At 68.6% G+C, this 599-nt stretch carries 1 protein-coding gene; it reads right to left on the bottom strand.

The genetic code is table 11. From position 1 onward, the window contains the following. Nucleotides 1–599, bottom strand: a 599-nt coding sequence (locus tag RT91_RS19280) for a penicillin-binding transpeptidase domain-containing protein (protein WP_035189446.1), incomplete at both ends; no start/stop codon positions are given.

The following is a 599-nucleotide window of genomic DNA, read 5'->3' on the forward strand; positions in this document are numbered from 1 at the left end:
CGGCAGGGCGATATTCATGATCCGGTGCCCCAGCGTATGGGCGCTGGAAGCGGGCGCCGGGGGCAGGCTCACCGTTTGTGCCGCCGGCGCCAGGGGCTGCCACATCTCGGTCCGTGCGAGCGCCTGGTCATGCGCCGCGACGTCCATGTTCGCCGGCGGGGTCTGATGCGCGAGGATATAGGCGTATTTGCTCGCCCCCGGCGGGAACAGGTGCCCCGGCCCCAGCGCGAGCCGACCCGGCGGCGCTGGCGGATCGAGCGGGATCGACAGTGCCGCCTGCGCCTCGGCAAGCGTCTGGCCGGATAAAGGCATGATCCCGAGCATCGGCCCGATCCGCGAGATGATCTGGGCGACGGCCGGCGCGGCGACATAGCCGCCCGTGGTAAACCCATGGCAAAACGGCAGCATCTGCTTCGTCGCATGCGGCTGCAGCACGACGACATAGACCACATAGCGCGGATCGTTCATCGGGAACGCGGCCATGAACGAGGCGTTGTTGAGATGTTGCAGATAGCGCCCGTTCGGCCCGACGACCTGCGCCGTGCCGGTCTTGCCGCCGACGAGATACCCCGGCACCCGGGCATAGACGCCGGTGCCAT

Origin of the sequence: Acidiphilium sp. JA12-A1 (assembly GCF_000724705.2) — a bacterium.
GTDB lineage: Bacteria > Pseudomonadota > Alphaproteobacteria > Acetobacterales > Acetobacteraceae > Acidiphilium > Acidiphilium multivorum.